This is a genomic window from Variovorax terrae, assembly GCF_022809125.1.
GTDB lineage: Bacteria > Pseudomonadota > Gammaproteobacteria > Burkholderiales > Burkholderiaceae_C > Variovorax_A > Variovorax_A terrae.
This window is the reverse complement of sequence record NZ_JALGBI010000001.1, coordinates 1-15,941: the sequence shown is the minus strand read 5'-3', so window position 1 is coordinate 15,941 and position 15,941 is coordinate 1. Positions and strand designations below refer to the sequence as shown.

The following is a 15,941-nucleotide window of genomic DNA, read 5'->3' as shown; positions in this document are numbered from 1 at the left end:
CGTACTGCCCAGCCACTCTCAGCCCATGCCTCCCAAAAAGCCACAGCCCAAGCCAGAAGCCGCCAAATTGATACCAGTGGCCCCACCTCCGCGCCGCATTCCCGTGGGGCGATCGGCGCAGCGTGAGCCGCAGCCGGACCGACGGACCAATATCCTGCTCGCCGCCGAGAAGCTGTTTGCCCTCAGGGGATTCCATGCGGTTTCGATACGAGACATCGCCTCCGAAGCCAGCGTTCCCATTGCACTGGTTGGCTACTACTACGGCGCCAAGCATGAGCTTTACCATGCCATCTTCGAGTCCTGGAGCCCCGCCATCGCCGCCAGGCTCGAGGCACTGCGCACGGTATCCAGCGACCCCGATCCACACTCGAGGTTGAAGCGCATTCTGGATGCGTTCGTGAGTCCGCTTGTCGCCCTGCACCAGCACCCCGAAGGGCAGTACTACGCGCTGATGGCCGCCCGCGATCTCGCGGCCCCGACCCCGGAGGCAGACCGCGCGCACCACGAGTTCTTCGACCCGCTGGCCAACGCCTTCATCGATGCCTTGATGACGACGGTTCCGCAGGCCAGCCGCGGGCGCGTGGCGTGGTGCTACCAGTTCATGCTCGGTGCTCTCTTGCACTTCCTGACCGACCAGCGCGTCGAGAGGCTCTCGAATGGGGAGAATCGCGCGTCTGATCCGGCGGCGAAGGAAGAATTGCTCGCATTCATCGCTGGCGGGTTCCACGCGGTGCTCGACAAACCCAGTGCGCAGGCGCCAGTGCCGCACAGGCCGGCGCGGCGCGGCGCATCCCGTGGGTAGTAAATAGCGCGAAGACGCTGGCTCTTCGCGAACCTCGGACCACACTGCGCTTCACTTTTTCAGAGGCGGCGCCGTTACCAGCGCCGCCTCTCAGGCGAAGCCTCATCCCTAAGCCGGGCCCCCTTGGCCGCGACGCACGCAGGAGGGTCGCCAAGCCTGCAGCGACCCTCCTCACATCCTCGGGTAAACCCCATATCTTGATTTATACGATCGTACAATATAATTTGTACGATCGTACATCATGAGAGATGTCTCGTAGCGCTGCAGTCGACAACGCGTGATCCAAGTGCTGTCGTTGTGCCGCCCCTGGGACGCCACAGCGGCATGGATAGGCAGATCGACAAGCAAAGGGTTGCCCTCGCGTCGGCACCAGGCACTAGGCAGCTCTCTCTGTGAGTACGTCAGCGTGGCATTCGCCGCACTCGCGGCCATGCCATCCATTGACTTGCATCAAGGAGACAACATGGACTTCCTTCGCACCCTGGCCCTGGCCGTATCACTGCTTGGCGGCGCCGCACTGGCCCAAACCAAGATCACGCTCGGCTACACCGCCGTCCCCGATTTCGCGGCAGCCTTCATCGCCAAGGAGCGCGGCTTCTTCGAAAAACGGGGCCTGGACGTTCAGCTCCAGCTCATCACGCTGACGTCCAACGTACCGCCCGCGCTGGTCTCCAACTCTGTACAGATCGGCGGCACCACGCCGGCTGTCTTTCTCCAAGCCGCGGACAGCGGGCTAGACCTCGTCGGCCTCGCCAGCGGATCGCTCTACGACAACACGAAGAACTCCATCGGCGTCGTCGTGCGATCGGATGCAGGCATCCGGGAGGCCCGGGATCTGGTGGGAAAGAAGGTCGGTGTACCGGGCTTGAATGGAACCCTGCACGTGCTCGTGCGCCGCTGGCTGTCCATGCACGGCATCGATGCCAAGCTCGTGAGCTTCATCGAAGTGTCTCTTCCGCAGATGCCTGACGTGCTGCGCGGCGGGGGCGTCGACGCCGTGGTGACGGCCGAACCGTTCATCGGCCGCATGCGTGCCGGCGGGATCGGCGTACCGCTGCAGGGCTTCGCGCCAGAGATGCCCAACGGCTTCTCTACCGTTGTCTACACCGCGACGCGCAAATGGGCCAGCAGCAATGGCCCCGCCATACAGGCCTTCCGCCATGCTCTCGCCGACGCCGTTGCCTACGCCCAGGCCAACCGCAGCGAGGCCTACGCCGACCTTGGCAAGTACTTCAAGGTGCCGCCTCCCGTGCTGCAGGCTACGCCTTGGCCACTGCTGGCAAGCGACATGACCGACGGCCACCTGCGCTTCTGGGTCGACACGATGCGTGAGCAGGACATGCTGAAGAAGCGGCCGACGGTCGGCTCGCTGATCGCCAAGTGAGAAAGTCATGACCGCTGCCCTCGCCCGCGACACGCGCACGGCGCCCCAGCACCTGGCCCTGGTCCAGGAAAGCCCGGACAAGCCCCTGATCGCCTTCGACGACGTGGCATTGGATTTCGGACGCCGCCGGGTGATCAACCGCCTCAGCTTCACGATGCGTCGCGGGGAGTTCGTCTGCGTGATCGGCCCCTCGGGCTGCGGCAAGACCACGCTGCTGCGTCTGCTGACCGGCCTCGTGCATCCCACTGCAGGACAGGTGCGGCGCAATGGGCTGCCCGTGACCGGGCCCGCGCAGGACGTCGCCATTGTTTTCCAGGACTACGCCAAGGCCCTGCTGCCGTGGCGCACGGTGACCGGCAATGTCAGCCTGGCGTTGGAGGCAGCCCGCGTGCCGAAGGTTGAGCGAGCCGACCGCATCCAGGCCTTGCTGAGTAAAGTGGGATTGGCGGCACACACCGACAAGTACCCGGGACAGCTGTCGGGCGGCATGCAGCAGCGCCTGCAGATCGCCCGGTGCCTGGCACAAGAGCCGGCCGTGCTGTTGATGGACGAGCCTTTCGGTGCGCTCGATGCGATGACGCGCCAGACCTTGCAGGACGAGATGCTGCAATTGGTCGAGGCCGCGGGCACCACCGTGCTCTTCATTACGCACGACCTGGAAGAAGCCATCTACCTGGGCGACACGGTGCTCGCGCTGCGGACGAACCCGGGCGAGCAGTCCAGCCTGGCGCAGACATTCCCGGTTCATCTCGACCGGCCCCGCAACCAGCTGGCCACGCGCGAAGCCCCCGAGTTCCTGCGCCTGCGCCGCTCGGCTTTTGACTACATCAAGGAAACGCACGCATGAGCTGCCAAAGGACACTGGAGCCGCGCCACGCATCCCCGCTGGAGGCTCGTCATGAAGCCTGACGCACGCGGTCTGATCGTCCCGCTGTCGCTGCTGGCGCTGGCCGAGGCCGGCATGCGGCTCAGCGACGTGCAAAGCGATGCGCTGGCCCGTCCCACGCAGGTGGCTGCGGCGCTGTGGCAGGCGCTGGTCGATGGGAGCATCTGGCTCGGTTCCTGCCAGACCTTGTGGGCAGCCCTGTCGGGTCTGATCCTGGGCGGCGGACTCGGCCTGCTGACTGGCGTTTGGTTGGGCCTGTCACGCCCTGCGGCTCAAGCCTCGGCCCTGTCCGTGGAGTTGCTGCGACCGGTGCCTTCGGTAGCGTTGATTCCCGTGTCATTGCTGATGTTCGGGTTCGGTTCCGCGATGGAGATCGCCGTTGTCGCCTTCACCTGCTTCTGGCCGATGCTGATTCTCACCCAGGCGGCCATCCGGCAAGTCGATCCGCGCCTGCTGGAGGTGGCGCGAGTCCTGGGTTTCTCTCCCTTGGCGCGAGTGGGCAAGATCGTTCTTCCGGCGGCGCTGCCGCGTATCTTCGTGGCTTTTCGCCTGAGCGTGGGCATCGCGCTGGTGGTCGGGGTCACGGTCGAGATCGCCGCCAACCCGCAAGGCCTGGGTTATGCCTTGATGAGCGCGCAGCAGAGCTTGCGCCCAGACCTGATGTTCGCACTCGTGGTGTGGATCGGGCTGCTGGGCTGGGGTGTGAGCGCCGGGCTCCTCGGCCTGCAGCGCAGATGGTTCCGTCATTCGCTTTCCGGCGCCCCGGGAGACCAGCCATGATCAGCACATCCTCGCGCTGGAGCGCCGCCGTGTCCAGCATCGCCGTCACATTGGGTCTGCTCGGCGTCTGGGCCGTTGTGGCTAACCGTGAGTGGGTGTCGCCGATCTTCCTGCCAGCCCCCCAGGCCACATTTGACGCGCTGGTCCAAGGACTGTCGCACGGGGAACTGTTCGGCCTTACCTTGGGCACGATCAAGCGCATGGCCTATGGCTGGGCCCTGGCCTCCCTGATCGGTATCGCACTGGGGGCGTTGATCGGCACCTCGGCCACGCTACGGGCCTGGCTGCAGCCTATGCTGGAGGTGATCCGCCCGCTGCCAGCCTCCGCCATCATGCCGATCGCCATCGCCCTGATCGGCCTATCCCCGGCGATGGTGCTGGTGGTGATTGCCTTCGGTGCGGTATGGCCGGTCCTGCTGGCCACTGTCCACGGCTTTGCCACCATGGAGCCCAGGTTGCACGAAGTTGGACGCGTGTTGAGGCTGTCGCCTCTGGCCTTCGTCTTCAAGATCGGTCTGCCCAATGCATTGCCCGATGCGCTGGCGGGCATGCGCCTGTCGCTCACCGTCTCGCTGATTCTCGCGATCGTCGGCGAGATGCTGGCGTCCCAGCAGGGCCTGGGCCAGGCCATTCTGCAGGCGGCGCGCGCCTTCCGGTCAGCAGAGCTCTTTGCGGGCGTCGCCCTGCTCGGTGTGATCGGCTTCGCCAGCAACGCGCTTCTCGGCGCGGCTGAGCGCCGCCTGCTTCGCTGGAAACAACCCTGAGGTCCCACCATGAAACGCCGCTTCATCGACATCTCGATGCATCTCGAGAATGACATTCCCTCCGATCCCCCCGGCCTGGGTCCGAAGATCCAGTACATCGATCATCAGATGAGTTACGGGGATCTGGCGCAGTTCTTTCCCGGCCTCAAGCGCGAAGATCTGCCCGACGGCGAGGCTTGGGCCGTTGAGGATGTGCAACTCAACACCCACAACGGCACCCACCTTGACGCGCCTTGGCACTTCGCATCGACCATGGATGGCGGCGAGCGTGCCATTGCGATCGACGAGGTCGATCTGAACTGGTGCTTTCAGCCAGGGGTGAAACTGGATTTCCGCCATCTGCCCGATGGCTATGTGGTGCAGCCCGCCGATGTCGAGGCCGAGCTCGATCGCATCGAGCACCGCCTCCAGCCGCTAGAGATCGTCGTTGTCAACACGCGTGCGGGCAGCGCCTACGGCACGCCGGCCTACACCCGCGCTGGCTGCGGCATGGGCTACGAGGCCACGCTGTACCTGCTGGAGCGCGGCGTGCGGCTCACCGGCACGGATGCCTGGAGTTGGGACGCGCCCTTTGCCTACACCGCAAAGAAGTACGCCGAGACGGGCGATGCTTCATTGATCTGGGAGGGCCACAAGGCCGGGCGCGACATCGGCTATTGCCATCTGGAAAAATTGCACAACCTGGAAGCTCTGCCTGCCGACGGCTTCTTCATCAGCTGCTTTCCCGTGAAGATCCGCGGCGCCTCAGCCGGCTGGACCCGCGCCGTGGCGATCTTCGACGAAGCCTTGTGCGCGAACTCGCCATGAGTCCCTAGAGCGCCTCGCGCCCCCCGACCACCATTCCGCGCTCATGGCGTGCGTGCCCCGCACTCACGCCAGGGAGCGGCTTTTTCTGAAACCCTGACTTTTCTTTCATCTACCAACCCAGGAGACACCCCCGTGAATTACAAGACCCCACTCGCTGCAATGCTGCTGGTTTCGACCAGCGGCCTCGCCATGGCCCAGTCCAGCGTGACCATGTACGGCCTCGTCGACGCCACCCTCGGACGCTTCAAGGGCGCTGCCACCGGCGTCAACGCGCTCGATCAATCTGTCACCCGGCTGGATGGCGGCGGCCTGTCGACGAGCCATCTCGGCTTCCGGGGAACCGAGGACCTGGGCGGCGGCCTCAACGCCATCTTCGACCTCTCGGCGTTCATCCGCAACGACACCGGCGAAGTGGGCCGCAGCGATGCGATCGGACCACCTGTCAATGTCGGGGCTGACCCGTTCTTTTCTCGTTCCAGCTGGGTCGGCCTCGCCAGCCGGGATTGGGGCACCCTGCGAGTCGGCAACATCACGACGCTGCTTTTCCTCAACTCGATCACGTCCAACGCGTTCGCGGATTCGACGGTGTTCGGTCCCCTGAACCTGGTCACCCACATCGGTGGCCCGCAAGCGGGCGGCACCGCCTGGACCAACCAGGCCACCTACGACAGCCCAAGCCTCTCGGGCGTGAGATTCAGCGTGGCGCGCAGCCTGCCCGAGGGCCAGGGCGGCGGCAACACCGGCGCCCGGCTGAGCTACGACCAGGGGCCCCTGGCCGCCTCGTTCGCCTGGCAGTCGGTCAAGAAAACCCCGTTGACCTTCGCCGATGGCACCACCCCCAATCATGTGAAGACCTGGATGCTCGGCGGATCCTACGACTTCAGCGCCGTGAAGTTGTTCGCGCACGTCGGCCGCATACAGAACAACGGCACCGACGCCGCTCCCCAGGACGTCGGGTATCGCGTGATGGAGGTCAGCGCCGCCATGCCCGTGGGCACCGGACGCTTCCTGGCCGGCTACGCGGTGCGCAAGACCAGCGACACACCCACGCCCGTGCCCGGCACGGCCGCGGGCGGCAACGTCAAGCGGGCGGTACTGACCCTGGGCTATGACCACTATCTCTCCAAGCGCACCGACCTGTATGCGGTCGTCATGAATGACAGAACAGAGACCCGCACCTTGCCGGCCCCGCCGTCCATCGTCAAGGCCAGCGGGACCAGCTTCGGCTTCGGCATTCGCCACCGCTTCTAGTCCGATCAAGGAGGCCGGCAACGGCCTGTCGTCACAGTCAATCGAGCAAGTACGCGGCCCCCCAAATGGTGCCGCCCCTTTTTGGAGAATGACGATGAAACCCATGCGATCGACCCGCCGGCACTGGCTCCGGTGCGCGGCCACCTTCGCGGCCAGCGGGATCGGCCATCCGCTGGTCCGCGCACAGACCTCTTCCGCCATCGTGCTCGGCCACACCTACCCGGCCAGCGGCATCTTCGCGGACACTGCTATGGAGATGAAGACCGCGATCGACGGTGCCATCTCGGCCGTCAATGCGGCCGGTGGCATCGGCGGACGCCCAGTGCGCGTGGTGTCGCTGGACGACGGCTACGACCCGCAACGCAGCGTCGCCAATGCCGAAGCGCTGCGGATCGAGCATGGCGCCGTCGCCCTGCTGGCACCGGTAGGAGCACCCAATCTGGCGGCGCTCATGCCCTGGGCCGAGCGTCAGCGTATTCCGCTGATCGGGGCACGCAGCGGCGCCGACAGCCAGCGCGGGTACCACCGCTATGTCTTCTTCGTCATCGGAAGCTTTGGCGACGAGGTACGGCACATCGCGCGCCATCTCGACACCATCGGCACGCGCCGGATCGCCATCGCCACGATGGACAACCCGACAGGCAACGACATCGCCCGCCAGTTTTCCGCTACTGCGCAGGAGCACCGCCTGCAAGAGCTTGCGTCATTGCGCTTCGATCTGAGCGGCAAGAACTCGGGCGAGGTGGCTCGGCGCCTGGTCGAGGCCCGTCCTCAGGCCGTTCTGTTGGCCGGCGGCGGCGAAGGTGCCATCGCCGTCGTCGGAGCACTGCTGGAGGCCGGCCTGCCGGCCTCCACGCTCTATTGCGTCTCGCTTCTGCAACCTCAGCAACTGCATCGCCGCCTGGGTGATCGCAGCAACGGCATTGTCTTCACCCAGGTCGTGCCACAACTCGACGACCGGCGCCTGCCGATCATGGTGCAGTACCGCCAGGCGCTGCAAACAAGCCCTGGTGCGCGAGCCACGTCGTTCGGCTTCGAAGGCTACCTTGCCGCCCAGGTGGCCCTGCGCGGCCTCGCCTCCACGACGGGACCTGCGACGAGCACGGCATTAGCCTCTGCCTTGGAACGCCTGGGTACTTTTGAGGTCGGGGGCGTTCGTCTGCAGTATGACGGCAGCAGCCATCATGGGACGCGCTATGTCGATCTGGGCATCTTATCCCGCGGCCGTGTGACACGTTGAAAGACATGTACATGAAGCATGAGCAGCAGCGGCGATGGCAGTGGTTTCGTGAAGGGTAGCGGTGTTCATATTGAAATCTCCTACCCCGTACCGGGACGTTGAATGAAGAGATGAAAAGGGGGAGTGCTTCAAGGTGTCGGCATCTGCACGCGCGGCTCTCCTGTGGTTCCCACACCAGCCGGACTCCAAGATTCGGAGTCCGGTATTGGCTTCGGTGAATTCGGCGCAGTGACCTGGGCTGGTTGCCGTTTCCGCCGTCTTTCCTGAGTTCATCGCCCATAAAAGGCCGGGCTGGCGAGAACTAGCCGTCAAGGCACCAAGCGCGGGGGATTGGGGCCGCCCGCAACCTCCGGCGAGGACACGGCCCTGCGCGCCTTGACGGCCAAGCACCGACAGCTACGGTCACGAGATCAGCGATGAAGGAGGGGAAAGACGGAAACCCGGCCAACAGCCAGAGGGGCGACGAACCCACGGCCACGCGGCGAGCGCCACAGCGTGCTGCAAGCACGCGTAGCTGGAGATGAACAAGCGCGTAGCGCGCATCGGCACCATGCACAGACCAATCACCTTCGTCGAAACGATTTTGACCTTCGTGAGTTTTCCGCCATGTACTTCGCAGGAGAAATCGTCGAGACTCTCGATCGATTGACGCCGTTTGGTCAGCGAGTTCTGAAAGGTCACATCAGAGACGACCTGAAGAGCGAGACAGTCTTTGCCCTGCTGCATCTCAAAGTCGAGATGCAGCAGGGCAAAACTGCTAGAGAATGGATTCAATGTTGAGTTTTTCGATATGGAGAGGACTTGACAATGCGATCTACGATCCCCAAGAGAGACCTTGCGCGACGAGGCCGAATGTAAAAGTCTTTCCGCAGACGCTAGCCGAAAAATACATAGAAAGAACTTCTACCGCCTCATAGCGCTGATCGATCAAAATCTTGTTCAATGTTTGGTTTCAGCACGGCGTGAGATCGTGGTTGTCAGGCGCGACATTCAGTGGAAACCGCCATCGTGGGTCCTCCCAAGTCTGACCTTTGCCGATGGAAAATCTCAGAACCTCGCATTGCCCATGTGAAAGCCCTGAAGGCAGCTGACTTGCTTCACGTTACCCTGCATGGCTTGCGCCGCGCGTTCAACACCTTGTCGGAGTAGTGTGAAGTTCCGGTCGGCGTGGCTGCCCAGATTCAAGGATGCAAACCGTCGGCCATTGCCGAAAAACATTACCTTCGCAGACCCCTGGATCTGCTTCACAAGTGGCATGACCAGATTGAGGCCAGGTTGCTGGAGCAGGCCGAGATAGAAAATCGCTTGCAAACATCGGAGCGCCAATGAGCACGGAAACTCAACACACCGCAGACAAAGTAGTACAAGAGTACTCTCGGATCAATGAAACGATCATGAAATTCTTCTGGCGCCAGCAGTGGACGATACCAATGGGTGCCATGTTGGTCAGCGGCATTCTTCCCAGCGCGAATCACCGAAAAGTCCCTAAAACGGGGCGCCAACTCAAGAACCCGAACTTGCCCGCTTCGCCTCACCAGCTACGCCAGGCACGCGACGTGGTGGAACGATGGATCGAGGACCACACGGTGGACTCCATCGACGGAGCAGAAATAGCGCCCACCGAAAGCACACCTTTGGGTTTCGTGATCTGGTGCGACGAATACTATACCTCCCAACCTAAGTCGCTATCACCATCTTGGCTTGACTATTTCCTCGGTCTTTTTAAAGAGCCAAAAAAAGATGCCGCCTTGGTCCCCGCTCCTATCTTGCTGGTTGAGCGAGCGCAAGAACTGGAGAAGCGGGATGAAGATCGGAGTCGTACGGACAGAGTTAGCCGAAAGGGCTCCACAGGGAGAGTCTGCCTGATTGAGAACGAGATCAGGATTGCCCAGAGAGAGTCCAGGCGACCTCTTGATCCGTATGAGGTCTATGACATGCTGAAAAAGCTAGCCCAAAGAAAGCAATCCGATGGTAAACCCGCGTACTCTCGCCTGCGATGGTCAGAGCGAGAACATTTGCAACAGCTTGGGGATACGGGCTGGAAGAACTATAGCTTCAAGGCCTTGCAAAAGTTCATTGATCCCCAAAAGAAGGAAAAGCGCACAGCTCAAGAGCAGGCGCGTCGTGCGAAAACAGCGTAGATCAAGGATTACAAAAGGGGCAGTCGCGTCGAGAATTTAGGGATCATAGAACCCTATGCCCCCCCTTCTCTGGGAAACTTCCGAACCGCAATCAATACTGACTCCACGTCTTGACGCGGAGCCAGAAATTCCTTCAAGGGGGTGACCTAGCCCCGGCTCCAACAAGGCGCACGACACGCTCAAAATTTGGAGTTTCCATGACCATCCATCCGCCTCAGCAGTGCTCGCCCGATCCCTACCGCTTGACCACGGAAGAGTTCGCCGCCAGTTTCCTTGTTCAACCGCAATCCGTGCGCAAGCGTCACTGCACGACCGGTTCCCACCACGGCGCTCGTCCACTTCGGCACCCCAACAAACGCTTGCTTTGGCCTGACGACGCCATCGCCGCGCTCGTCAACGACAAGCAAAAGGAGGGCAAATGACCATGGCACCTTTCATGCCCTTTCTCCCCCCGTTTCCCTCTCACGCTCTTCCTGCCACCCTTGGCCAGCTTGCAAACGAACTTGGCGTGAGCGGCGTTTCTTCGTCGATCATTGGCCCACAGCTTCTTGCATTCGCTGCGCTGGCAACGCAGGGCTGCGCGGACATCGCCTGGCCCGACGGCAAGACCATGCCTCTGGGGGCAAACTTCCTGTTGGTAGCACCTTCAGGGGCTGGCAAAACTCGCGTCTTTCGAACCCTGATTGAGCCGGTTGAGCGGTTCCTCGAGGGCTTCGCAGCCGAGCCTCTGGAGACGCACCCCGGCCTTCTGTTGGAAGACGCAACGCGCGAGGCCATCTTGCTTGCGCTCCAGGCGTGGCCGATGGCGGGATTGTTCACCGACGAGGCCGGGCAGCTCAAACGCCTGCTGCGGGAATCCCCCACCTTGGCCAAGCTGCTCGACGGCACCACACTCCGCAACGCGCGGATTTCCACGGGCCGCATGGCCCTCACGGGACACAGACTCGTGATGTTGCTCATGGAGCAACCCGCGATTTTTGATGCTCATCGTGTGTTATTGGGAGCAAGCAGGGGCGGGGTTGGCCTTGTGAACCGCTTCTTGGTCGCAGCCACGGGCGACTTGCCTGAGCACAGGCTAGCACCGCACTCACGGACGCACAACCACGTTTCAGCACGGTATGGGGCGCGCATCACCGATTTGCTGACGATCACGGTGCGCAACATACGCGCAAAAAGGAAAGCGCTGCCTTGTATCGGCCTGACGCCCGATGCCCTGAAGTTTCTCGATACGGTCGATCGCGATGTTCGAGCCCTCTGCGCTCCTCGCGGCGAATGGCATCCGCATGCCGAGTACGGCTCCCGTCATGTGGAGCGCCTGTTGCGGCTGGCCGGAACGTTGCACGTGTTTGAGCAGGGTCCCGAGGGCGAAGCCTCCCTCGAAACGGTGCAGACCGCCGACTGGCTCGGTCGCTGGAGCGTTCTCGCGTTCCAGCATCTGACCTACGAGCCTCCCAAACGGACGCGGGCTGAGGACGACGCCAACAAGATCGAGCAAGCGCTTCGCGCAATGGCGAACCCTTTGCTGGAGGCGAATTGGCCACTCAGGGTGCTGCGCTTCAGCGCGGTCAATCTGGGCCTGACCAAGGCCCGCTTTGATCAGGCCCTGCCCGTCTTGGCGGGACAGGGACGCGTCTCCGTTGTTCGTTACGGACGCGAGGCGCGGGTGTTGCTGCCGCCCATGCTATTGCCCTCGGTGCACCCGCCCGGCGTGGGTTTTTATCGCCCTTGATCTGGTGGCGGCTGCCTTCGAGCAGTTGCCAGCGATTCCGATGGTGCTCGGGTGATGCAGGAAGCTCTAGAGATATACCCACTCCCGCCTTAGAAGCCAATTTCCACCTATTTACGAGGGCTTCTCAAGCTTTCGCTACGTATCTTTATTTTTGGTGGATTTTGGCTTTATTGAGATAAATACCAATTCAAAAAACAACAGCAAAGGGTAATTTTGTGAACAATTTAAATACCTTTGACAGCTATGTGCTGCATAGCGCAGATGGTAGTTTGTGGCTTTTCGCGAGCCACTTCAAATGGATTGAAAACATCATGGATTTCATGCGCATGACTATCTACAAAAATGATACTTTCTACAAATCAGACAAAAACAGCTTTGGCAATCAGGTTAAGAAGATTTCGAAGCTTGGGAAGCATCTGCATAACCTGCATCGCTACGCACAAACTCAAACCATTGGTTACAGCTATCATCCGCTACTAAATTTCTTCTTCCAGCAGTACCACCAACACATGATTAAGAGCTGTGCTGGGTTGGTTTATTGTGAAACCGTGAAAGAAAATAGTACTGTTGCCGATATTTTTGATGAATTCGTTGCAGTGATGCGAGAAGTAGCTGTAAAAATTAAACTCAGAAAAGCCATCGCAAGCTGGGAAAGTAAGATCAATAAAAATCTTCAGCGAATTAATGAACTGGAATTCAAGCTATTCAACTCTTACCCACAGCTTTGTGTTATTCGGCTTGACCTCTACCATCAAGAACGAAAATTTCTTCCTGAGCAAATTAAAGTATTTGTGAATAAAGATCGGGAATGCAGTTATATTGATCTCTCTGATGGAGTCGTTTCCTCTGTTCCACGGGCTGTTCGCGTACCTATTGAGGTCGTACAGAAAGATCGCGAACACTTATTTGCAAATATGAAGGGCAAGCCAGACTTGTTCCGGTATCTCAAAGGCTACGTCTGGCGAATCGAGTTCACACCGAGAGCTGGCTACCATCTCCATCTCGTACTTTTTTTTGATGGCTCACACGTCAAGGACGATCAAGGGCTAGCGACAAAAATCGGGGAATACTGGCGGGACAAGATTACGCAAGGTGATGGTTATTTCGATAACGTTAACATGCGCCGCAAGGAGCGTTGGGGTGGGACGTGGGTTCTTGGACAGATCGGCCACTGGGAACTTGAGAAGCGGGCCAACCTGCGCCGATATGTTCTTGGCTACCCGTGCAAAACGAACCAGCTTGTCCAGGTCATGCCGAAGAAGGGAACGCACCTATTTGGCTCAGGACTGGTGAATCGGCGCAAGCTCGAACAAAGAGGCCGCCCCCGCCATTAGGGGCGAACTACGCCCAACCACCAGCGCGGCGAAGATGTTTTGGCATATCCGAAATTGTCAAACCCGTTGTCAAGCAAGGGGGTTTTCAAAACAGCATCCCCAAGGTTGTGATGCGGCATTGAAGCCGGGTGAAGAGGCCAGAGAGTTCAAAACAGGTCCGACGACGGTCCTCAGGACTCTGCTTGACTATGAGCCAGCTTTGCCCGCTTGGAGGGCTGTGCTCCCTGGATTCGAGGTAAGTGGGGCAGCGCTATCTGTAGCGCCATATTTACTGCATTGGCGACGACTCAGTGTCGCATAGTGTTCAAGTGCAATAGGATTTTTTGATTAATTTAAGTTTTATATATAAATAATCAAATATATATTAGTTATATCTCAATCCCTGCATTCGATCAAATAAACTGATATGGATCAGTTATTCGTGATATTTTTAATCACCAGCAAAACTGATCGCCGCTCTTATACATGAGTATTTTCAAGCAACCTCCTCATTAAAATTTGAAATTCGCCAAGCAGAGAGAATTCCAGTCGCACTCGCAAGCGCCAAAGCAGTATTTTGACGGCTGCGAAAATCTCTCGCAACCGAAAGATGATGAACCAAATGAGGCAGATGAGAGTCAACCATCCGCATGAGCACAGATCTTTGTACTCGACTCATTTATTTCTATCCGCTTGTGATTTGTATATCTCGAGTACGGTGTTTTTAGATGAGTTTTTTGCTACAGCATCCGAACTTCCGTTTTCACCTAGACTCACTAAGAGAATTTCCAAGGCTTGCCTGCATTCTGCAACTACAGCGTATTATTCACTCTGTAGCATGAAGTTTTGAGTCTTACACAAAAATTGCACGACATCCTTATATAGGTTTTCCAGGGAAATTTGGGCAACAATACCGAAACACACAGATACTTAGAAACTACCACTAAGGACAGCAATTTCGCCCACTCAATCAGGTTGACCTCCTTGTATATCTCGCAGTCCATGCGCTTTAAGCTCAAGGGGCCTATGGCTTGAATGTAGAGGTTTATTTTGAAAATCAACCCTCCCCCGCTTCGGATTTCCTCTAGAGCTGCCAATTGACTCTTACCTAACATCAAATCAAATTGCAGAGACTCTCGGCGATTACACTCGGTGATTGAGATATACCCATTTTGGCGATGACCTGCTCGGTTTAGTCGAGACAGCTATTCCGAGAAGACGGCGGGTTGCGGTTCTGTGCGGAATTCCTGTTTGAACTGCGCCGGGGTCAAGTATTGCAGGCTGCTGTGGGGGCGTACTTCGTTGTAGTGATTGCGCCAGGCTTCGATCAGGACAGCGGCTTCGCGACGCGAGCGAAACCACTCGATGGACAGACACTCATCGCGAAACTTACCGTTGAAGCTCTCGTCGATGCCGTTCTGCCAAGGCTTGCCGGGATCGTTGAGCACGGTGGCAATGCCCGAGCCTGAGATCCACTCCAGGATGACCTGACTGACAAACCCCGGCCCGTTGTCCGAGCGCATGAACAGCGGCGCACCGCGCAGGCTGACAAGGCGCGACAACACCTCGATCATCCGCCTGGAACGAATGGCACCAGCCAAATCGATAGCCAGAGACTCGCGGGCGTATTCGTCCACGACCGTCAGGCACTTTATCTGCTGACCGCTGGCCGTGGTGTCGAAGACGAAGTCGTAGGCTCAGACCATGTTGGCTTTGAACGGCGTGTGGATGCGCGCACGCACGAAGGCCAGCTGCTCGCGTCGAGCCAGAGGACTCACCGTTTTTTGCATTGATCTCCTTGAGGATCTCGAGGCCCAGATCTCGCTCGGCAAGGAGCTTCTTTAGCCGGCTGCTCTCAAGCTCCAGGGCCTTCAGACGCTTGACGTCGACCGATTCCATCTGACCGAAGTGTTTGCGCCAGGCATAGATGGTGGCGTCGCTGACCTTGTGCTTCTTGGCGGCCTCGGCCACCGTCGTGCGATCTTCTTCGCGCAGGATCGTGATCATTTGCTCTTCTGAAAATCGACTTTTCTTCATGGGCTTCTCTTCGGGCGGGAGCCATCTTCCTAGAAATCAATGTCTCGGAGAAACCGGGGGCAGGTCACCACCACCTCAACTGGCATCCGAGTTACCCCCAGGCCGACAGATCTTGGCCGACTATACCCATCCACTATCCAGCTCAACCGCCTCCTCTAGCCGTCAAAGAAATCACACACACCCCCAACAAACCGCAGTGCCCCTCGCCCTGCTCATCAAGCTTGAATGATGAATCGGCCTGCAAGCCCTCCACCCTGGTACTTACCTCTACTCAGATTGAAGGACCCCGAGGCAGCTGCACTCCACACGCCCCCGCGGAGCTGGAGCCGCTGCAACGCGATCCCCTTCCTATCCCCTTTCAACCCCATATACCTTCCTTGAGCAGTCCCCCCGACTGATCCACGGCAGGCCCTTTCTCTCTTCTTCTCCCTTCACCCCAGCAGACCTCCAGCCCCTGTGCGCCACAAGCGCCCAGGGGCTGTTTGCCGTCTGCTCGCCCCATGGCCTGCCGTGTTCCCTCACCCCCCTTCAACTCCAGGAGCCTCTCCATGCAATGTCCCCACTGCCGTTCCACCCAGATCACCACCCGAGACCTCGCCCGCAAAGCCGGCGGCACCCTGGGCACCGTCGTTGGCACCGCCAGCGGCATGGCCGGCGCCCTGCGCGGCGCCCAGATGGGTGCCACGGCCGGCGCCCTCGCCGGCCCCGTCGGTCTTGCCCTGGGCTCCCTCACCGGCGCCCTGCTCGGCGGCCTCATGGGCGGCGCCATCGGCCAGCAGATCGGCACCACCACCGGCGAGTACGTCG

At 59.9% G+C, this 15,941-nt stretch carries 14 protein-coding genes and 2 pseudogenes; 14 read left to right on the top strand and 2 right to left on the bottom strand.

Going from position 1 to position 15,941, the window contains the following annotated elements; all coding sequences use genetic code 11:
• The first annotated feature begins 25 nt into the window (after positions 1-25).
• From MMF98_RS00080 to MMF98_RS00045, 8 genes are all read left to right on the top strand, one after another.
• Positions 26-802: a TetR/AcrR family transcriptional regulator gene (locus tag MMF98_RS00080; protein WP_243302667.1), complete on the top strand. Its 777-nt coding sequence runs from the start codon at positions 26-28 to the stop codon at positions 800-802.
• Positions 803-1,265: 463 nt separating this feature from the next.
• The gene (locus MMF98_RS00075; RefSeq protein ID WP_243302665.1) at positions 1,266-2,186 is read left to right on the top strand and encodes an ABC transporter substrate-binding protein; all 921 of its coding nucleotides are present in this window, start codon (positions 1,266-1,268) and stop codon (positions 2,184-2,186) included.
• A gap of 7 nt (positions 2,187-2,193) precedes the next feature.
• Positions 2,194-3,033 (top strand): ABC transporter ATP-binding protein, encoded by an 840-nt coding sequence (locus MMF98_RS00070; RefSeq protein ID WP_243302663.1) that lies wholly within the window; start codon positions 2,194-2,196, stop codon positions 3,031-3,033.
• Positions 3,034-3,084: 51 nt separating this feature from the next.
• Positions 3,085-3,852, top strand: a complete 768-nt coding sequence (locus MMF98_RS00065; protein ID WP_243302660.1) for an ABC transporter permease — start codon at positions 3,085-3,087, stop codon at positions 3,850-3,852.
• Positions 3,849-4,616, top strand: coding sequence for an ABC transporter permease (locus MMF98_RS00060; RefSeq protein ID WP_243302647.1), 768 nt, complete (start codon positions 3,849-3,851; stop codon positions 4,614-4,616). Before MMF98_RS00065 ends, MMF98_RS00060 begins: the two co-directional genes overlap by 4 nt.
• A 9-nt stretch (positions 4,617-4,625) precedes the next feature.
• Entirely contained in the window at positions 4,626-5,423 is a 798-nt protein-coding gene (locus MMF98_RS00055; RefSeq protein WP_243302645.1) for a cyclase family protein, read from the top strand.
• Positions 5,424-5,555: 132 nt separating this feature from the next.
• Positions 5,556-6,674, top strand: a complete 1,119-nt coding sequence (locus tag MMF98_RS00050) for a porin (RefSeq protein WP_243302642.1) — start codon at positions 5,556-5,558, stop codon at positions 6,672-6,674.
• 103 nt (positions 6,675-6,777) lie between these two features.
• Positions 6,778-7,914, top strand: coding sequence for an ABC transporter substrate-binding protein (locus MMF98_RS00045; RefSeq protein ID WP_243302639.1), 1,137 nt, complete (start codon positions 6,778-6,780; stop codon positions 7,912-7,914).
• 402 nt (positions 7,915-8,316) lie between these two features.
• Here the strand turns inward: MMF98_RS00045 and MMF98_RS00040 are convergent, their stop codons facing one another.
• On the bottom strand, positions 8,317-8,688 hold the full coding sequence (locus MMF98_RS00040) for a hypothetical protein (RefSeq protein WP_243302630.1): 372 nt from the start codon (positions 8,686-8,688) through the stop codon (positions 8,317-8,319).
• Between the two features lie 220 nt (positions 8,689-8,908).
• Between MMF98_RS00040 and MMF98_RS00035 the strand changes: the two are divergent.
• The 5 genes and pseudogenes from MMF98_RS00035 to MMF98_RS00015 form a co-directional block, all read left to right on the top strand.
• Positions 8,909-9,243: pseudogene (locus MMF98_RS00035) on the top strand (preprotein translocase); the annotation flags it as partial.
• Complete coding sequence (locus MMF98_RS00030) at positions 9,240-10,055, top strand: hypothetical protein (RefSeq protein WP_243302628.1); 816 nt, start codon at positions 9,240-9,242, stop codon at positions 10,053-10,055. The pseudogene MMF98_RS00035 and the gene MMF98_RS00030, both read left to right, overlap by 4 nt.
• A gap of 197 nt (positions 10,056-10,252) precedes the next feature.
• Positions 10,253-10,477 (top strand): DNA-binding protein, encoded by a 225-nt coding sequence (locus tag MMF98_RS00025; protein ID WP_243302618.1) that lies wholly within the window; start codon positions 10,253-10,255, stop codon positions 10,475-10,477.
• Positions 10,474-11,784, top strand: a complete 1,311-nt coding sequence (locus MMF98_RS00020) for a DUF3987 domain-containing protein (RefSeq protein ID WP_243302616.1) — start codon at positions 10,474-10,476, stop codon at positions 11,782-11,784. The genes MMF98_RS00025 and MMF98_RS00020 overlap by 4 nt, the downstream gene beginning before the upstream one ends.
• A 326-nt stretch (positions 11,785-12,110) precedes the next feature.
• Positions 12,111-13,118, top strand: coding sequence for a YagK/YfjJ domain-containing protein (locus MMF98_RS00015; protein ID WP_243302613.1), 1,008 nt, complete (start codon positions 12,111-12,113; stop codon positions 13,116-13,118).
• 1,184 nt (positions 13,119-14,302) lie between these two features.
• Here the strand turns inward: MMF98_RS00015 and MMF98_RS00010 are convergent.
• Positions 14,303-15,134: pseudogene (locus MMF98_RS00010) on the bottom strand (integrase core domain-containing protein).
• 548 nt (positions 15,135-15,682) lie between these two features.
• On the opposite strand from MMF98_RS00010, the gene MMF98_RS00005 reads away from it, so the two are divergent.
• On the top strand, positions 15,683-15,941 hold a 259-nt coding region (locus MMF98_RS00005), incomplete at its 3' end, for a hypothetical protein (RefSeq protein ID WP_243302611.1).